Below are 17,419 nucleotides of genomic sequence, written 5' to 3'. Positions count from 1 at the left end.
CTTCGCTGCAGCGAAGGCCGCAGCCGAAGCCTGGCGCTACCGCCGCAGCACCGCGCTCAGCACGTCGCGGATGCCGATGGCGCCGACAAAGCGCGACTGGTCGTCGAACAGCGCCACGGGTGCGGTCTGCGAGCGATGCATGGCCAGCATCACGGTTTTCAGCGAGGTGCCGGGGTTGGCCCAGAACACTTGCGCCGCTTCCTCCGACTGACCCTCGACATCGGCGCATGATACCCACACCGCCGGCTTGCCGTCGCGTTCGGCCGCCGCCACCAGCCCGTGGTCGTCTATCTTGAAGCGCGTCGTCTTGCGCCGGTCGAGCCACACCCAGCCATTGTCACCGTGCTCCAGGTCGCGACGGTCGCGCATCACGTTCCAGGCGGTCAGCACCGACAGCGGGTTCACATTGGCGATGAAGTCGCGGACATAGTCGTTGGCCGGCCGCAGCACGATGTCTTCCGGCGCACCGGTCTGCACGATGCGGCCGCCTTCCATGATCGTGATGTGGCTGCCGATCTTCAGCGCCTCCTCGAGGTCGTGGCTGACGAAGATAATGGTCTTCTTCAACTCGGCCTGCAGCTGCAGCAATTCGTCCTGCAGCTTCGTGCGGATCAGCGGGTCGAGCGCCGAGAACGGTTCGTCCATCAGCAGGATCGGCGCCTCTGTGGCGAAGGCACGGGCCAGGCCGACGCGCTGCTGCATGCCGCCCGAAAGCTCATGCGCGTATTTCTTCGACCACTGGTCGAGATGAACGAGCTCCAACTGCTTTTTGACGCGCTCCTTGCGCTCGGCTTCCGGAACACCGGCGAGTTCGAGGCCGAGGCCGACATTCTCCTCGACCGTGCGCCAGGGCAGCAGGCCGAACTGCTGGAACACCATAGCTACCTGCTTCTGCCGCAGCCTTCTCAACGTCACCTCATCGCAGGTGACGACGTCGACGGTCTTGTCGCCGTCCTTGACAAGCACCTGACCGCGCGACACCACGTTCAGCCGGTTCACGGCCCTCAACAATGTCGACTTGCCCGAACCGGACAGGCCCATCAGCACGGAAATCTCGCCCTCGTTCACGGTCAGACTGGCGCCTGCGCAACCCAGCACATTGCCGGTCTTTTCGAGGATCTCGGCGCGGGTGGCTCCAGCGTCAATCATTGCCAGAGATCCGGCCTGGTCGGCGCCGAAGACGATATCGACGTTTCTGAAATCGACGGCGACGGTCATTTCTTGCCTCCAACGGCAATGCGGGTCATCCGGTCAAGCACGATGGCGAGGACAACGATGGCCAGGCCCGCCTCAAGCCCGAGGTCGATGCGGCGCGAGCCGAGCGCCCTGTTGATTTCAGTGCCGAGGCCGCCGGCGCCGATCAGCGCCGCGAACACCACCATCGACAGCGACAGCATGATCGATTGCGTCAGACCGGCCATGATGGTTGGCAGCGCCGAGGGCAGTTCCACCTTCCACAACAGCTGGCTCTTGGTGGCGCCGAACGCTTCGCCTGCCTCGACGATCGACTTCGGTACCGAGACGACGCCGAGATGGGTGAGCCTGACCGCGGTCGGGATGACGAAGATGATGGTGACGATGAGGCCGGGCGCGTTGCCGAGACCGAACAGCGTCAGCACCGGGATCAGGTAGACGAAGGTCGGCAGCGTCTGCATCAGGTCGAGCACCGGCAGCATGATGCGGTAGACCTTCGGCTTGTGCGCGGCCCAGATGCCGAGCGGCACCCCGATGGCCATGGCCATCGCAGCAGCAGCCACCACGAGCACCAGCGTCTGCACCGTCTGCTTCCACAGGTTCTGGTTGATGATGAAGATCAGGCCGAGGAAGACTCCGATGGCAAGCGGCCTCGAGCGCTGCAGCAGCCAGGCGATGGCGGCGATGACAAGCGCCAGCAGCACCGGCGGCACCAGCAGCAGGATGTCGACCAACCCGTCTAGCAGGAAATTGAGGCCATTCGAAAAGGCCCTGAAGACAGTGTCGAAATTGTCGGTGAGGAAGCCGAAGAACGCCTTTCCCCAGGCGCCGATCGGAATCTTGTGATCGACCATGAATTTCGAAATCGGATCCATATCGCCCCTCTCATGCAGGAGACCGCCCTGCCCTCGGCCTCTGATGTCGCAACGTCATCTTGTCACAGGATATGAAAAAGGGCAGCCTTTTCCAGAATGGCTGCCCTTTATTTCGGTCACGCCGAAATCACAGTCGGCTCAGCTTCCGAGCGCGGTCTTGATCGCCGCCGCCGCGTCGCCGCCATCGAAGGTGGTGACGCCGGCGATCCAGGGCGCAACCGCGCCGGGATTCTTCTTCAGCCAGTCGCTCGCCACCGTGTTGGCATCGCCGCCCTTGAGGATCGCGTCCATCATCTGGCCTTCCATGTCCAGATTGAACTTCAGATTGGCGATGAACTTGCCTGCATTCGGGCACTCCGTGGTGTAGCCCTTGCGCACATTGGTAAACACGGTGGCAGCACCGAAGCCGCTGTCGCCCATGCCGTCGAGATAGGTGATCTTCATGGCGCCCATCACCGGATGCGGCGTCCAGCCGAGGAAGGCGATCCACTCATTGTTCTTCATCGACTGCTCGGCCTGCGTCAGCATGCCGGCTTCCGAGGATTCGACCAGCTCGAAGCCTTCGAGATTGTCCTTCGGGTTCTTGATCATGTCGAGGATGATGCGGTTGCCGTCATTGCCGGCCTCGATGCCGTAGATCTTGCCGTTGAACTTGTCCTTGAACTTGCCGATATCGGTCAGCGACTTGACGCCGGCATCCGCGACATAGGTCGGCACGACGATGCCGTAGCCGGCGCCGGTCAGGTTCGTGCTTATGGTCTCGACAGAGCCGTCGGCGGTGTAATCCTTGATGTCGTTGGTCATCGACGGCATCCAGTTGCCGAGGAAGACATCAAGATCCTTGTTCTTCAGCGACGCCATGGTCACCGGCACCGACAGCTGGATCGTCTGCGGCTCGTAGCCGAGCGCGGTCAGCAGGACGGAAGCGACACCGGTCGTCGCCTGGATATCGGTCCAGCCGACATCCGAAAGACGCACCGCCTTGCAGCTTGCCGGATCGCCGGCGAAGGCAGCGCTCGTAGACAACAGAGCCGCCAGGCCGAGGCCGGCGACGAAGGAATTCATGCGCGACATAGATATTCTCCCATTGCGATTCTTAGGCGAAGCGAAGTTACGGTTTCTCTGCCCGCCTTGTTTCGTCAGCCAAACACCATTCTGGTGTGGTTTCAAGCATTAAGGCAATCACGATCAACGGCGCAGGCTGGCCAATCAGCGACACGCTTCCTGCTTTTGCACTGCGCGGCTGTCGTTTTTTGGGAGCGGGGGTCGTTTTTTGGGGGAATGCGGCGGCGCCCCCTCCCCGCGCCGGGACAAGTCGGCTTAAAAGGGCGGCATGGCCAAGCTCTACTTCCACTATGCGACGATGAACGCCGGCAAGACGACGATGCTGTTGCAGGCGTCGTACAACTATCGCGAGCGCGGCATGCGCACGATGCTGTTCGTCGCCGGCCACTACCGAAAGGGCGACAGCGGCCTGATCTCGTCGCGCATCGGCCTGGAGACGGAAGCCGAGATGTTCCGTGACGGTGATGATCTGTTCGCCCGCGTCGCCGATCATCATGAGCATTCGACCGTGCATTGCGTCTTCGTCGACGAGGCGCAGTTCCTCGAGGAGGAGCAGGTCTGGCAGCTCGCCCGCATCGCCGACCGGCTGAACATCCCGGTCATGTGCTACGGCCTGCGCACCGATTTCCAGGGCAAGCTGTTTTCCGGTTCGCGCGCGCTGCTGGCCATTGCCGACGATTTGCGCGAGGTGCGCACCATCTGCCGCTGCGGCCGCAAGGCGACGATGGTGGTGCGCCTCGGCCCCGACGGCAAGGTGGCACGTCAGGGCGAGCAGGTGGCGATCGGCAAGGACGTCTATGTGTCGCTCTGCCGCCGCCACTGGGAGGAAGAGATGGGCCGCGCCGCACCCGACGATTTCATCGGCTTCACCCAAGCCTGATAGGGCAACGGCCCAATGCATGTCGCCCCAAAGTGCGCAGCGGTTTTGGAACCAACGACATGCGTAACAACAAAGGCCCCGGCCCGGTGCGGCGAGATCCGGGCAGGCCTCCCAATCCCACGACAATGCAGCGTTTGTTAAGGCCTCGGTCCTATAAGACCGCCAGCCAGAGCTCTCCGGGGGTCAGCCATGTTTCGAGCCGCTTCGTCTGCCAGCATTCTTCTCCTTGCCACCGCGCTTGCCGCTCAGGCTGGCGGTGACCCGGCACTGGGCAAGCATGTCTTCAACCGGTGCATCTCCTGCCATGACGCGACCACCGACCGCGACAAGGTCGGCCCGCATCTGCTGGGCGTCGTTGGACGCACCGCCGGCAGTGCCGAGAGCTTCCTTGGTCACTACTCCGAGGCGATGAAGAGCGCCGGTGCCGGCGGCCTGGTCTGGGATGAAGCCAACCTCGCCGAATATCTCAAGGCGCCTCGGCTCAAGGTGCCCGGCAACAAGATGATGTTCGCGGGCCTGAACAATGACGACGATATCGCCAATGTCATTGCCTATCTGAAGGCCGATCCCAAGCCCTGAGCAACCGCCGGCTGCGTCGCCTGACGACGCCCGGCCTCGCCGGATATGTTACGCCTGCAACTGGAATTCCAGAGCGTCCGTGCTGGCGGAGATTGACTGCTTTGCCGGCACAGTAGTTCAATGACAGTTGAACTACGCTTGACTGCAAGCTAATCACGCCATGACCACGCCTTCACTACCTTTCAAGACCGTGGCGAATTCTTTTGTTTTCGGCGCGGGTCTTGTCTTGCGTCTTTCAATCCCCGGATGCCCCACATATATTCGCCGCTGTTCGCGACCAGCGACGTGATGCCGAAGCGGGAGGCCCCAATGGCGACATTGCAGAATTTCGATGCCGAGATTGCCAAGACCAAGCAGGTCGTGCAGGACATGCGCACCAAGATCGAGCAGTCCGGCACCGTGCTTGATACGCTGGCCACCGCCGACAAGAAGATCGGCGATGCCAATTTCGACATCGAGAACGCCCGCATCGAGGACGTGCTGAAACAGCAGAAGGTGATGGAAGGCAACATCGCCGACCTGATCATCGGTCTGGAGGACGCCACCAACGTCTTCGGCGCCGAATTCGAAAGCATGAAGAACTACACCGGCTGGGAAAACTTCGTCGGCATGTTCTCCAGCCAGAGCAAGCAGCGCATGCGCACCGATCGCGTCCGCAACATGTCGCTGGCCGGCAACCTGCAGGAACTGTTGGCCAAGTCCGACACCATTGTCGGCATCCTGAAGGCGCAGAAGGAAGTCCTCGACCAGCGCTACAAGACCTCCGAGGCCAGCCTGTCGCAGGTCATCGAGCGCCGCAAGACCACCATGTCCAACCTCGAAGCCGTGCAGAAGCGCATTGAGGAGCTCAACCCGATGCTGCTCGACATCGAAAACAAGATCGCCGCGTCCACCAGCCAGAAGGACCGCACGCAACTCGAAGGCGAACGCTCCAAGCTGGCGACGGAATACAATGAAAAGCAGGCCAAGGAGCAGGAGTTGCTGGCCGAGAGCCAGACGCTGGAACGCTACACCTCGATGTTCCAGACCTTCGTCGATTCGCTCAACAACCAGATCGCCGCGCAGTCGACGCTGATCAACAAGCTGACCATCGATACCGAACAGCGCATCGTGCTCTACAAGGCGCTGGAGGATTCGCTGAAGACCGCAGCCCAGCAGGACGTCGCCCACAAGATCAACACGCTTGGCAGCCAGGTCGACAACACCGCCGAGGAAACCATGGCCGGCATTGGTGCCGCCTCGCAGAAACACATCGGCGACCTGCTTGAAATGCACGAGAAGAACATGGTCGCCAGCTCCGACATCCAGCGCCGCAAAAAGCTGGCCGACGATGCCTTTGCCCGTCGCTTCGACGAGGTGCTGAAGAAGCACAACGCGTCAAACTACGTGCAGTCTTAGGGGTGACTGGACTGCCCGCGAGCGCACAGGCATGACCCCCGAAAACGAAGCGGCCGCACGGTATTTCTCGGCCATCACGGCCGCACTGAGCGGCCTTGAAGTGTTCATGCGCGACGATCGCTCGCCGCTCTACCGGCATGGCATCGTCGCCAAGATCGTCGCCGAATACATCGCCCGGCTCGACAAGTCCTTTGCCTGCTGGCGCAACCGGTTGGGCTTCATGGACACGTTCCGCATTTCGCGTGCCGAAAGTGGCTTCCCGGTCTTCCAGAACCTGCTCGAACTCGAAAACGACCGTCGCCAGGCTGACGCGCGGCTTGCCAACATTCCGCTGGCCGGCGAGTTGCGCGAGGAAATGGCCGACTTCATCCTGCGCCACAAGGAATTCCCCGAGGCGCTGCAGAAGTCGATGGCCGAACGGCTCTATCTCGAGGACGTGAAAAGCGAGAATACGTTCGGCCCTTTCACCTTGGCGCAGACGGCCAAGGTCTCGGTCAATCCAAAGACGGCGCGGCCGTATTACCTCGTCCACTGGGCGACGTTCGACGGCAGCGCCAACCTGCCCCTGGTCTACATGGTGACGGTGGAGGATTCTTCCGACGCGATGGTGCGTCAACTCGTCGACAGCAACGGCAAGCTCAATGACAAGGTCGACATTCCGCTGCCGGTCGATGGCCTGCTCAACCCCGAGCTGGCCCACCGTTTCGACGATTTCACCGAGAAGAATTCCGCCTACACGCTGTCGCCGGCGACCATCGCGGTCAACCTCGACAAGGATTTCGAGCCGCTACACCCCAAGCAGTTGCGCCGCGTCGTGCTCGGCCCATTCTATTCGGCGGGGATCACCGACAATAATTCGACGGTCACCGAAGTGCTGGCCAAGGTGCGCAAGCCGGAAAATGCCTGGCTGCTGACCTGGACCATCCAGGAGGTCTATTCCAAGAGCGAGAAACCCGGCCGCAAGGGGCTGTTTTCGAGCGAGAAGACGACGCAGGAATTCTTCATCAACACCGATGATCTGGAAGCCGCGCGCCAGGGCGTGTCCAGCTACGAAAACCATGCGCTGATCCCGCACGAGGCCTACCAGGCACTCTACGCCGCCGGCGAGGCGCAGAAGATATTTGCCGGCTACAAGGTCCACATCCTGTCCAACGGACAGGTCATCTCAGACGTCTGACCGTCACACCACGGAGCACTCTTCATGGATACCGGCCTGACCACCATTCCGGAAGCTTCGATCGAAAAGCACCGCGCCACCGCGCAGAGCTTCATCACCCGCATCGTCGTGCTGGAAGACCCCTCGCGCGAGTCCGGCACGGCGCTGGCCGGAACCAACCGCCGCTTCGTCTCGACCGTTTCGGTCGGCTCGGTGCGGCGCACGCGCGAGGTCGAGCTGTCGAAGACCGTCGGCGCCGTCCATCCCGACGACCAGCTGCTGACCATCCCCCAGCACACTCTGTTGTTTCGCGTCCGGCGCGGCACGGCGATCGCACTCGCCATATCGGACGTCTTTGCCGAAGGCTCCGACCTCGAAAGCCTGCAAGCGAAAAACACCCGCGCGCCGCTCGAGGGCGACGAGGCCTCGGCTTTCAAGAAGCTTCTGTCGGCCTCGGCCTACATCTCCGCCTTCAGCCTCGCTTCCTATCTGTTCCAGCTGATCGACAGCGACGGCGAAGCGCCCAACGACATCCCGGAGCCGGACTTCCTGTTCGACACGCCGCAGGATGCGGTGAAGTCGATCCTGGCCGGCCTCGACAAGGCGATATCGGGCTCGTCCGACGATGCCGACCTGATGACCAGGGCACGCGCCTTTGCCCGCGTCGCCATCGACGGGCTGTTGGCGCGCAAGGGTCGCTTCGACGGCATTGGCCCGTTCGAGAACGCGCATATCCGCATCGATGCCGATAACTTCACCCTCGACGGTTTCGACGTCGCGCCGGGCAAGCGCTCGAAGCCGCTGGTCATGACCTTCAAGACGCCGGAAGAGGTGGTCGGCAACCACATCGCCAAATACCAGTCGGTCAAGCTCGCCAAGATGCTGATGGCCTACGACTTCGAGCGTGAGCTCAACCCCTTCGTCGAACTCGGCGGCTTCCTGTTCACCTTCATCGGCGACGGCGCGCCCGGCACCGGCAAGACGACGCTGATCCAGATGATCGCCGGCCTCGTCAACGGTTACTGCCAGGTTGCCGGCTATCCCTTCGCCTATGAGAATTTCGGCGTCGACCAGATTTCATCCTACCAGGGCAAGTCGGGCCAGAACTGCCGCCAGTTCATCAACAATGTGCTCAATCCGCGCGTCATCGGCTTCGGCACCATCGACGACATCGACCAGGTGGCGGCGCGCCGCTCAGACGACCGCGCCTCGGCCGGCCAGCAGGAGATCACCGGCGTGCTGATGGATGCCTTCGCCGGTGCCGGCACGGTGGTGCGCGGCAACTGCTCCTTCGGCATGTTCTCCAACTATCCCGAAAATGTCGACGATGCGCTGCGCCAGCGCGCCGGCGCCCGCTGGCTGGTCGACGGTCCGCAGACGCGCGATGACTACATCGACATCTTCGTGCTGCTTGCCGGCAAGAACCACAAGATCCCGCTCGGCGACCACGATCTCTACGCCGCGCAGGAGATCCAGCGCGCTGTGACCGAGGCCTACGAGGAGCATGAGAAGCCGCAGGAAGACGGGCTGATGAAGGTCTACGAGCGCTACATGAAGGAGAACGGCGCGCCGAAATCGATGGCCGATATCGGCACCTATCTGCACCTGATCAAGGATGCCGAGCCGCGCTTCACCGGCCGCGCCATCAAGAACGTCACCGACGCCATCAAGATGCGCGCCATGGATATCGAGCTTCCCGACGACTGGTTCGAGAAGCCGGAAGCCTTCATGCACAAGGGCTACGACGAGAAGAAAGCGATGATCGAGGAACTGCGCGGGCCCTTCTCGATGGACATGGTCATGCAGGAGATCAACCGCTACGCCGACAGCGAGTTCCGCTATTCAGACAAGTCCGACGACGCCGCGGTCGAAAAACTGCTACGCGACGCACGCCTGCGCGAGCGAGCCGCACGCGAGATGGAGGAGATGAAGAAAAAGGGTCTGTGGAATGCGTGAACTTCCGTTCACGCGGCGGCGCATCAGCTGCATCTTTCTCGCCAATGAGGCATGCAAAGGATTATAGTGAGAAGCTCCGAGAATGTAGGATTGAACGGTTATGATCTTCGGATGGATTGACGCATTACCCGACGGTAAGAACTTCGGCTTCATTAAAGCCGAAGGATCTTTGCAACGATATTTTTTGCACTCCTCCCAGTACCACGGTCCTTGGGACGGTCTTCAGAAGGGCGCGCGCGTCTCCTTTGAAATCCAGGAAATCAATGGGAAACCGCAAGCCACAAATGCCAAGGACGCGCCGGCCGCGGACAGGAAATATGACACGCGGGACGCGCCAAGAAAGACGATAGAACCTTATATCGGTCCCATCATCGAGCTTTCAGATGAAGCAAGAAAAAAGGCGCTCAATGAAATTTCTCGCTGGAAGTTGGAGGCGCGACTAGATGACCTAAAACGTTACTTTTTTACGGTGCCGGAGCTAAAAAGTATAATTGATGGCGAAACCGCCTATGTAATAGGTCGAAAGGGGACCGGAAAAACTGCGCTTGTGCAGTACTTATCTGATCACGACGGCATAAGATTGAACTTGGTATCAAAATTATCTTTTAAGAATTTTCCATTTAACGAACTTTACTCACAAGAGAACGCGAGTTACACAAAGCCAAACCAATATATAACCATTTGGAAACTGATAATATATTCAGCCGCGTGCAAATCGATCGCTAGAAGTCAATACACGGACCCCTTGATAAAAAGAACAATAGAAAAGGCGTTCCCATCGCCAGATAGCGACAATCTTGGGACAATTGTGGGCAGCTGGATTGCAGGAGACTTTGGAATAAATGTACTCGGGACAGGCATAAGCGTTACTAATTGGCTAAAGAATAAAAGAAAGGCTACCCTTCAAGAAAAAGTAGAAAATCTTGAAGCATTCGTCATTAAGCATATGCCAAATCAAAAGATATTGGTTTTATTTGACGAGCTTGACGAAGACTATAAGGACATTTTTGCGAGTTTCTCGAAAAGCAACTATATGGACTTGCTGACGAGCCTGTTTAAGGCAGTACAGGACGTGAGGTCATCTGTGACTGCAAAGGGCAAGGCGCTTTTTCCGGTAATATTCTTAAGAGATGACATATACGACCTAGTAAAGGATGCCGATAAGAATAAATGGCGGGATCTAGAGAATTTTTTGGAGTGGAACGATACGGAAATTCGTAGACTTCTGGCTTACCGTCTTTCGAAAGTTTTGGTTGTAGATGAAGACGACTTCGACAAAATTTGGTACTCTCTCTTTTCTAAGTCACCAATGACGTATTCGAAAGGAAAGAAGGAGATTGATTCTTTTCGTTATATAACCATGAGCACGCAAGGACGCCCACGAGACTACATCAACTATCTAAAGGAGTGCGCGGATATCCAACTTCGAATGGGTGGCGGCGAGATAGCGCCTTCAACAGTTAAGGCGGCCGACAAAGCGTACTCGGGCTATCTAAGGAAGGAGCTCATAGATGAGATGCACGGCTTGATTCCAGACATAGATAATGTTTTGTCTATATTTTCACAGACGAGAAAGTGGATACTGAGCATATCAGAATTTCGTAGCGAGTATCTTGAGAGAGTAAAGACTGGATCAGTTAAGATATCAGATCCTGATTTTATTCTGAGAACACTTTTTTATTTTTCTGTTATCGGAAATGTAGTAAGGGTTGGTATACACATATTCAAGTACCAGAGTCCGAACTCTGAGTTGAATTTTAAAGAGATGATTGTGGTCCATCGTGGGCTCATGAAGTCACTACAAATAGTTTGACCGCCGAGCTGGTGAATGACTGAATTGGATGCTTCAGCCCCTTCTCGTTCGCCATTTGGGCGGCGTTCTTTTGATCTCCCTATGAACAGGGAGTAGGAAACATGACCGCCAAGAAGCCCGACCTGCTGCGCGACAATGAGCTGATCTATGGCCGGCTGCTGACCGTCGACGAGCCGCATTTGATTCAGCGCTACAACAAGGCGCTGGCGGCGTTCGGTCTGAAGCCGACGAAGTTGAAGAGCTTCCAGATCGACCGCACCGGATTCTCGCCCGAAGTGGCCGAGGAATGCGGCGACTATGATTATCTCGACCCCAACGAGGTCAATCGCCGCTTCATCATCCTGACGCCGTCGCAGATCGACCTGCCGGTGGTGCACACCGCCTTCTCCAACACCTCGCAGCTGATGTTCGAGTTCATGTCCAAGAACCAGCGCGCCATCGACGCGCTGACCATCAAGGACGTCATCTACGGCGAGATCGAGGATTCCGTTCCCAAGGTCAACGACATCGAGGACCTGCTGTCGATCAGCCAGGTCGAGTTCAAGGTGCTGTCGGCCGAGGACGTGCTGGGCAAGGCTGCCGAGCTCGGCAAGCTCGTCGACCGGCTGAAGCAGGAGCCCGACGCCTGGCGCGACAACGCCATGCTGACCCGCATGGTGGAATTGGCCAAGATCTGCGGCGACATCCGCGAGAACGCGCTGGTGCCGGACCAGTTGATCTTCCGCCACAATGCCTACTGGACCAGCCATTTCGGCGGTCTCTACGTGTTCGTCGACCCCGACATGACGACGGTGATCGGCGATCCGGCCGCACCTGGCTTCCGCCGCTCGCGGCCGTGGCAGGTCAGTTATCTCTCGATCAACGACGCCGACAAGGTGTTCAAGTTCCTCGCCACCACTGGCCGCATCGAGTTGCCTCGCGCCTCCTGGATCGAAGCCTCGGGCTATCTCGAGCATCGCGCCGAGATGGTGGTACGCGCGCTGATCCGCGACGCAGAGCCGGACCGCAACCTGACCGACGTCGACAAGGTCTGGCTGCAGACCTGGATCCAGAGCCATGCCGACCTGATTGCCAGGGACGGCAATTTTCCCTTCCTCAACGCCGCCAAGCGCGAGATCGCCCAACTCGGCTACCTCAAGATCGAGGATGTGCTCCCGCAGCAGCGCTTCCTGGTGATCCGCGCCAAACCGGACCATCCCGACGCCTGGCTGACCAACCGGCTGATCTCGGATTTCGTCCCGTCGGACTTCGTCTCGCGCTACATCTTCAACAAGCAGGGCTTCTACAGGGACTATGACGGCTTCAGCGACGCCTGGCGATCGCATGTTGTGGACGTTCTCAAAACCACATATTTGAAGGACAAGGTGGCGTTTCGCACACGCCTCTACGGCCTGACTGACTAGAACGAAATGAACCGTCATTTCGTTCTAACTTATTGTTTTGGCGCATGATGTTATCCAAAAGTCCGCAACTTTTTGGCATCATGCTTTGAGGGGGTGACATCGCCATGCTCGATCCGATCGTGAACTTCTTCACCTGGATTTTCCAGTGGATCGGCCGTGGCATCGGCCTCCTGATCGGCGTCATCCTGTGGCCGTTCATGTGGGCCGGGCGCTGGTACACGCAGCGCGGCTGGATCCTCAAGGCGGTGGTCGGCGTCGCCTTGCTGGTGCTGATCGGCCTCTATGCCAACTTCTTCTACGCCACCCAGTGGTGGAACAATTTCAACCCGAATTACCCCGACACCTACACTTTCGAAAAGCGCAACGTGTCCGCGGGCGAACAGGTTGCCGCCGGCTCCGGCACGGATACCGCCAAGACCTGCGGCAACTCCGGTATTGCCCAGATCGCCGCCGACCTGACCGACTTCAACGTCAACCAGAATGCCTGGATCTCGTCGATGATCCTCTACAAGCTCGGCCTGTTCGGCATCGACTGGGACCACACGCCGTGGATGGATAACAAGGCCTCGTTCCAGCGCGGCATCAACCAGGCGGTGCGGCGCACGGCGACCGAACTCGCCGACAATCTCGGCCGCGTCCGCACCACGTCGCAGATCGATGCCGATCTGCAAGACGCGCGCGGCAATCTGCAGTTCGACGAATACACCTGGTATTTCGGCGTGAGCCCGTTCGGCCCGAAGACGCCGACGCCGAGCTATTACCGCGACGCGGTGCGCAAGCTGCGCTCCTTCAACGCCCGGCTCGCCACCTGCCAGGCGACCTTCGATGCCCGCGCCGACAATCTGAAGCAATATATCGATCGTATCTCATCCGACATAGGCTCGACGTCGGCGATCCTCAAGGAGCGCGCCGAGAACCACAATGACGGCTGGTTCGATTTCCGCGCCGACGACCGCTACTGGTTCGCCTATGGCCAGCTCTACGCCTATTACGGCCTGATGAAGGGTGCCCAGGCCGACTTCGACGACGTCATCAAGGAAAAGCACCTGCAGAGCCTGTGGGACACGATGGACGCGCAGTTCGTCTCGGCGCTGCGCATCCAGCCCTTCATCATCGCCAATGGCCGCGAAGACGGCTGGCTGTTGCCGACGCATCTGACGACGATGGGCTTCTACGTGCTCAGGGTGCGCTCCAACATGGTCGAAATCAGCAACGTGCTGACGCAGTAAGGCTTGCCGGCCGCAGCCGAAGCGATGGCGAATTTGCGCCGTCGCTTCTGTCGCATTCGGTGCATTGTGCGGCTGTTTTGAGACGGCGGAACGGCGCGTCCTCTGGCTTCTATACGGCGCGGCAACGGAGCCGGGAAGATCCGATGACAAGATCGGCCGGTCCGCATAGGAATTTTCTTCATAGGAAACATAGTTGCATGCAAGTTGACGCCGCGGCAGCGACAGGGTTAAAACATGCCCGCGCCCCGGTTCCGGCCTGCATGCGAGTGAGATCAAACCCCGTCCCCTCCACCGACCAATCCAGAGGAAAGCTGTCATGGCCGAAGTGAAGTCCGACATCGAGATCGCGCGTGGCGCCAAGAAGAAGCAGATCCAGGAGATCGGCGCCAAGATCGGCATTCCGACCGAACACCTTTTGCCCTACGGCCACGACAAGGCCAAGATTTCCGCCGAGTTCATCAAGTCGGTGAAGGGCAACAAGGACGGCAGGCTGATCCTCGTCACCGCCATCAACCCGACACCGGCCGGCGAAGGCAAGACGACGACCACCGTCGGCCTCGGCGACGGCCTGAACCGCATCGGCAAGAAGGCGATCGTCTGCATCCGCGAGGCTTCGCTCGGCCCGAACTTCGGCGTCAAGGGCGGTGCCGCCGGCGGCGGCTATGCCCAGGTCGTGCCGATGGAGGACATGAACCTCCACTTCACCGGCGACTTCCACGCCATCACCACGGCGCACAACCTTCTGTCGGCGCTGATCGACAACCACATCTACTGGGGCAATGAGCTCGGCATCGACACCCGCCGCGTCGTCTGGCGCCGTGTCATGGACATGAACGACCGCGCGCTGCGCGAGATGATCTGTTCGCTCGGCGGCGTCGCCAACGGCTTTCCGCGCGAGGGCGGCTTCGACATCACCGTCGCCTCGGAGGTCATGGCCATCCTGTGCCTGTCGACCGATCTGAAGGACCTTGAGAAGCGCCTCGGCGACATCATCGTCGCCTATCGCCGCGACAAGTCGCCGGTCTATGCCCGCGACCTCAAGGCCGACGGCGCCATGGCCGTGCTCTTGAAAGACGCCATGCAGCCCAACCTGGTGCAGACGCTGGAGAACAACCCGGCCTTCGTCCATGGCGGCCCGTTCGCCAACATCGCGCATGGCTGCAACTCGGTCGTCGCCACCACGACGGCGCTCAAGCTTGCCGACTATGTCGTCACCGAAGCCGGCTTTGGTGCCGATCTCGGTGCGGAAAAGTTCTTCGACATCAAGTGCCGCAAGGCTGGCCTGAAGCCGGCCGCTGCCGTCATCGTCGCCACCGTGCGCGCCATGAAGATGAATGGCGGCGTCAAGAAGGAAGACCTCGGCAAGGAAAACATCGAGGCGGTGAAGAAGGGCTGCGCCAACCTTGGCCGCCACATCGAGAACATCCGCCAATTCGGCGTGCCGGCGGTGGTTGCCATCAACCATTTCTATTCCGACACCGACGCCGAAATCCAGGCGATGAAGGACTATGTCGCCTCGATGGGTGAAGAGGCGATCCTGTGCAAGCACTGGGCCAAGGGTTCGGCCGGCATCGAGGAACTCGCCAACAAGGTGGTGGCGCTGGCCGAATCCGGTGCCTCGCAGTTCGCGCCGCTCTACCCCGATGCGATGCCGCTGTTCGAGAAGATCAACACCATCGTCCAGCGCATCTATCGCGGCTCGGAAGCAATCGCCGACAAGTCGGTGCGCGACCAGTTGCACGCCTGGGAGCAAGCCGGCTACGGCCACCTGCCGGTGTGCATGGCCAAGACGCAGTACTCCTTCTCGACCGACCCGAACCTGCGCGGCGCGCCGACCGGCCACACCGTACCGGTGCGCGAGGTCAGGCTGTCGGCCGGTGCCGGCTTCGTCGTCATCATCTGCGGCGAGGTCATGACGATGCCCGGCCTGCCCAAGGCACCATCCTCGGAAAAGATCTTCCTCAACGAGGCAGGACAGATCGAAGGCCTGTTCTAAGATATTGCTGTCTCGACAGCGAAAAGGGCGCCGCAGCGATGCGGCGCCCTTTTCGTTTGCGGATACTGCTACGCGGCGCTGCGCGCCAGCGCCCGTTGGTTGGAGGCATAGATCGTATCGCGCTCGGGCAGCACGCCCGTGTTCAGGCATTCGATCCATTCGGTGGTCTTGAGCACCGCCGCGAAGCGTGACTGCAGGATAATCGTCACCACGCGGTGGATCTCTTCGGCCGAGGCATAACCGGCGCTGTTGGCGTAGGGCAGCGAGCCCGTCGCGTCGGACAGGAACTCGACGGCGAAGCCCATATGCACCGCGTGGATGATGGTCGACAGATCGCAATTGTGCGTCATGTAGCCGACGACAGTAATCGTATCGATGGCGTTGGCGCGCAGCCAGTCTTCGAGATCGGTGCCGGTGAAAGCGCTTGGCATGGTCTTTTCGACATAATGGTCGCGGCTGCGCTTGGCGATCTCGGGATGCAGTTCGGCGCCATGGCTGCCCTTGGCGAAAACTGGCGATGTCTCGGGAGCCAGTTGCTTGATTACCACCACCTTGACGCCGGCCGCGGCGGCCGCGTCCATAGCGCGTGCCACATTGACGACGCTGTCGCGGAACGGAGGATGCTGGATGGCGAGATTGCCGCCATCATAATCGTTCTGGACGTCGACGACGACAACCGCGCGACGTGGCGTGGCGTTGGCTGGGTCAGACATGGTGTCTTCCTTTCCGGCTTGAATGCGATGGATCGAAAATAGGTGACATGCCAAGCGATCGAAAGTGTCCCGATTGACATCATTCGAAAGAATTGGGACAATCCGCATCCACTCGCGGAAGCGCCATGACTGACCCGATCATCGCCGTCCTTGCCTTCGACGGCATCAGCCCGTTCCATCTCTCCGTGCCATGCCTGGTGTTCGGCGAGGACAGGACATCGCTTGGCCTGCCGCGCTTCGAGTTCCGCATCTGCGCGATCAAGGCCGGCCCGATCCACACCGAAGCCGGACTGACGGTTGCCGCGCCGCATGGGCTCGAAGGGCTCGACGGCGCCGACATCGTCATCATCCCAAGCTGGCATCATCTTGGCGAGGCGCCAGCGCCAGTGTTGATGGAGGCGCTGCGCAGAGCACACGAGCATGGCGCATTGATTGTCGGCCTGTGTCTGGGAACCTTCGCCATTGCCGCGGCCGGGCTGCTTTCAGGCCGCCGTGCCGCGACGCACTGGGCCTATTCAGAGCGGCTGCAAAAGCTCCATCCCGACATCGCGGTCGATGCCACGGTGCTCTATGTCGACAATGGCGACGTCGTGACCTCGGCGGGCGTCGCGGCTGGCCTCGACTGCTGTCTCCACATCGTGCGCGCCCGCTATGGCGCGGAAGCCGCACTCCGGCTCGCCCGCCAGATTGTCCTTTCGCCGCATCGGCAAGGCGGGCAGGCACAATTCATCGAGCATCCGGTGGCAAAAAGCGCTGATGCAGACCGGTTCACCCAGGCGCTTGACGCGGTTCGCGCGACGCTTGGCGAGACGCACAACCTCGACAGCGTCGCCGAGGCCGCCGGCCTGACCCGGCGCACCTTCACCCGCCGCTTTCAGAAATCGGTCGGCACCAGTTTCGGCGAATGGCTGACCAGCCAGCGGATCGAACTGGCGCAGCGGTTGCTGGAGGCAACGGAGAAGTCGATGGACATGGTGGCCTTCGAGGTCGGCTTCGGCAGTGCCACGTCGCTGCGCCAGCATTTTTCGGCGCGGCTCAAGACGTCGCCGGCGCAATACCGGCGCGAGTTCTCGAGGCGCGCCGGTCAGGACGAACCAGTGCCGCACGCCCTGCCTTCCTGAGAAGGAACGGCCAAAGGCGCCGCATCACTGCGGCGCCTTTG

Annotated in this window: 14 protein-coding genes; 10 read left to right on the top strand and 4 right to left on the bottom strand. The window is 60.2% G+C overall.

Translation table 11 applies throughout. The features are described from left to right. Window positions 1-36: 36 nt before the first annotated feature. The 3 genes from choV to CGZ66_RS32745 form a co-directional block, all read right to left on the bottom strand. Window positions 37-1,218 carry a choline ABC transporter ATP-binding protein gene (gene choV / locus CGZ66_RS32755; RefSeq protein WP_095090823.1) on the bottom strand — a complete coding sequence of 394 codons (1,182 nt, stop codon included), beginning with the start codon at window positions 1,216-1,218 and terminating at the stop codon, window positions 37-39. Further along, window positions 1,215-2,069, bottom strand: a complete 855-nt coding sequence (choW, locus tag CGZ66_RS32750) for a choline ABC transporter permease subunit (protein WP_095090822.1) — start codon at window positions 2,067-2,069, stop codon at window positions 1,215-1,217. The genes choV and choW overlap by 4 nt, the downstream gene beginning before the upstream one ends. A 138-nt stretch (window positions 2,070-2,207) precedes the next feature. Then, entirely contained in the window at window positions 2,208-3,143 is a 936-nt protein-coding gene (locus CGZ66_RS32745; RefSeq protein WP_095090821.1) for a choline ABC transporter substrate-binding protein, read from the bottom strand. A 259-nt stretch (window positions 3,144-3,402) separates the two neighbouring features. Between CGZ66_RS32745 and CGZ66_RS32740 the strand changes: the two genes are divergently transcribed. The 9 genes from CGZ66_RS32740 (at window position 3,403) to CGZ66_RS32700 (ending at window position 15,544) form a co-directional block, all read left to right on the top strand. Next, entirely contained in the window at window positions 3,403-4,014 is a 612-nt protein-coding gene (locus CGZ66_RS32740) for a thymidine kinase (protein WP_095090820.1), read from the top strand. 189 nt (window positions 4,015-4,203) lie between these two features. Further along, the gene (locus tag CGZ66_RS32735) at window positions 4,204-4,593 is read left to right on the top strand and encodes a c-type cytochrome (protein WP_095090819.1); all 390 of its coding nucleotides are present in this window, start codon (window positions 4,204-4,206) and stop codon (window positions 4,591-4,593) included. Between the two features lie 309 nt (window positions 4,594-4,902). Next, complete coding sequence (locus CGZ66_RS32730) at window positions 4,903-5,991, top strand: hypothetical protein (RefSeq protein ID WP_095091695.1); 1,089 nt, start codon at window positions 4,903-4,905, stop codon at window positions 5,989-5,991. Window positions 5,992-6,022: 31 nt separating this feature from the next. After that, on the top strand, window positions 6,023-7,168 hold the full coding sequence (locus CGZ66_RS32725) for a hypothetical protein (protein WP_095090818.1): 1,146 nt from the start codon (window positions 6,023-6,025) through the stop codon (window positions 7,166-7,168). A gap of 24 nt (window positions 7,169-7,192) precedes the next feature. Beyond that, window positions 7,193-9,103: an AAA family ATPase gene (locus CGZ66_RS32720; RefSeq protein WP_095090817.1), complete on the top strand. Its 1,911-nt coding sequence runs from the start codon at window positions 7,193-7,195 to the stop codon at window positions 9,101-9,103. Between the two features lie 100 nt (window positions 9,104-9,203). After that, on the top strand, window positions 9,204-10,916 hold the full coding sequence (locus CGZ66_RS32715; protein ID WP_095090816.1) for a P-loop ATPase, Sll1717 family: 1,713 nt from the start codon (window positions 9,204-9,206) through the stop codon (window positions 10,914-10,916). A 101-nt stretch (window positions 10,917-11,017) separates the two neighbouring features. After that, window positions 11,018-12,319, top strand: a complete 1,302-nt coding sequence (locus CGZ66_RS32710) for a DUF6638 family protein (RefSeq protein ID WP_095090815.1) — start codon at window positions 11,018-11,020, stop codon at window positions 12,317-12,319. A 104-nt stretch (window positions 12,320-12,423) separates the two neighbouring features. Further along, window positions 12,424-13,548 (top strand): DUF2333 family protein, encoded by a 1,125-nt coding sequence (locus tag CGZ66_RS32705; protein WP_095090814.1) that lies wholly within the window; start codon window positions 12,424-12,426, stop codon window positions 13,546-13,548. Window positions 13,549-13,864: 316 nt separating this feature from the next. After that, complete coding sequence (locus CGZ66_RS32700; protein ID WP_095090813.1) at window positions 13,865-15,544, top strand: formate--tetrahydrofolate ligase; 1,680 nt, start codon at window positions 13,865-13,867, stop codon at window positions 15,542-15,544. 68 nt (window positions 15,545-15,612) lie between these two features. Here the strand turns inward: CGZ66_RS32700 and CGZ66_RS32695 are convergent, their stop codons facing one another. Then, window positions 15,613-16,257, bottom strand: coding sequence for a cysteine hydrolase family protein (locus CGZ66_RS32695; protein WP_095091694.1), 645 nt, complete (start codon window positions 16,255-16,257; stop codon window positions 15,613-15,615). A 125-nt stretch (window positions 16,258-16,382) separates the two neighbouring features. Here CGZ66_RS32695 and CGZ66_RS32690 point away from each other — a divergent pair, with 125 nt between their 5' ends. Then, window positions 16,383-17,378: a GlxA family transcriptional regulator gene (locus tag CGZ66_RS32690; RefSeq protein WP_095090812.1), complete on the top strand. Its 996-nt coding sequence runs from the start codon at window positions 16,383-16,385 to the stop codon at window positions 17,376-17,378. Window positions 17,379-17,419 lie beyond the last annotated feature (41 nt).

The sequence above is a fragment of the Mesorhizobium sophorae genome, from assembly GCF_002270415.1.
Classification (GTDB): Bacteria; Pseudomonadota; Alphaproteobacteria; order Rhizobiales; family Rhizobiaceae; genus Mesorhizobium; species Mesorhizobium sophorae.
The sequence above is the reverse complement of the archived record's forward strand: the minus strand, read 5'-3'. Positions and strand labels throughout refer to the sequence as shown.

What these genes read in the sequence shown, in the direction of transcription:
- CGZ66_RS32725 (WP_095090818.1), top strand. Translation starts at nt 6,023, where the DNA reads ATGACCCCCGAAAACGAAGCGGCCGCACGGTATTTCTCGGCCATCACG.
- CGZ66_RS32740 (WP_095090820.1), top strand. Translation starts at nt 3,403, where the DNA reads ATGGCCAAGCTCTACTTCCACTATGCGACGATGAACGCCGGCAAGACG.
- CGZ66_RS32690 (WP_095090812.1), top strand. Translation starts at nt 16,383, where the DNA reads ATGACTGACCCGATCATCGCCGTCCTTGCCTTCGACGGCATCAGCCCG.
- CGZ66_RS32745 (WP_095090821.1), bottom strand. Translation starts at nt 3,143, where the DNA reads ATGTCGCGCATGAATTCCTTCGTCGCCGGCCTCGGCCTGGCGGCTCTG.
- CGZ66_RS32695 (WP_095091694.1), bottom strand. Translation starts at nt 16,257, where the DNA reads ATGTCTGACCCAGCCAACGCCACGCCACGTCGCGCGGTTGTCGTCGTC.
- CGZ66_RS32735 (WP_095090819.1), top strand. Translation starts at nt 4,204, where the DNA reads ATGTTTCGAGCCGCTTCGTCTGCCAGCATTCTTCTCCTTGCCACCGCG.
- CGZ66_RS32720 (WP_095090817.1), top strand. Translation starts at nt 7,193, where the DNA reads ATGGATACCGGCCTGACCACCATTCCGGAAGCTTCGATCGAAAAGCAC.
- choW (WP_095090822.1), bottom strand. Translation starts at nt 2,069, where the DNA reads ATGGATCCGATTTCGAAATTCATGGTCGATCACAAGATTCCGATCGGC.
- CGZ66_RS32705 (WP_095090814.1), top strand. Translation starts at nt 12,424, where the DNA reads ATGCTCGATCCGATCGTGAACTTCTTCACCTGGATTTTCCAGTGGATC.
- CGZ66_RS32730 (WP_095091695.1), top strand. Translation starts at nt 4,903, where the DNA reads ATGGCGACATTGCAGAATTTCGATGCCGAGATTGCCAAGACCAAGCAG.
- choV (WP_095090823.1), bottom strand. Translation starts at nt 1,218, where the DNA reads ATGACCGTCGCCGTCGATTTCAGAAACGTCGATATCGTCTTCGGCGCC.
- CGZ66_RS32700 (WP_095090813.1), top strand. Translation starts at nt 13,865, where the DNA reads ATGGCCGAAGTGAAGTCCGACATCGAGATCGCGCGTGGCGCCAAGAAG.
- CGZ66_RS32710 (WP_095090815.1), top strand. Translation starts at nt 11,018, where the DNA reads ATGACCGCCAAGAAGCCCGACCTGCTGCGCGACAATGAGCTGATCTAT.
- CGZ66_RS32715 (WP_095090816.1), top strand. Translation starts at nt 9,204, where the DNA reads ATGATCTTCGGATGGATTGACGCATTACCCGACGGTAAGAACTTCGGC.